Origin of the sequence: Acinetobacter sp. NIOH-H-8, from assembly GCF_046635365.1 — a bacterium.
In the GTDB taxonomy this organism is placed as follows: Bacteria; Pseudomonadota; Gammaproteobacteria; order Pseudomonadales; family Moraxellaceae; genus Acinetobacter.
This window is the reverse complement of sequence record NZ_JBHDVN010000407.1, coordinates 1-249: the sequence shown is the minus strand read 5'-3', so window position 1 is coordinate 249 and position 249 is coordinate 1. Positions and strand designations below refer to the sequence as shown.

General features: G+C 39.4%; 1 pseudogene. It reads right to left on the bottom strand.

What is annotated here, in order from left to right:
* Positions 1 to 206: pseudogene (locus ACEWB7_RS18880) on the bottom strand (IS3 family transposase); the annotation flags it as partial.
* Positions 207 to 249: the final 43 nt, after the last annotated feature.

The following is a 249-nucleotide window of genomic DNA, read 5'->3' as shown; positions in this document are numbered from 1 at the left end:
GAAGTCGGCATATTCGAAGTCCAGTCCTGTTGTCCGTGCTTGCGTAACCATACCAGCACAGTTGATCTTCCTTGAATACCATATTTTGCCTGAGCTTGTTTATAAGTAATTTGCCCTTTTTCTACTTTATGTACAACCATCATTTTAAAGGCGAAGCTATAATCACGTTGTGTGCGTTTAACTCGTTGTTCTTGTGCATGTTCCATAAAATAAGTCTCTTAAGGTGTAAACTTATTTCAGGACGGGACA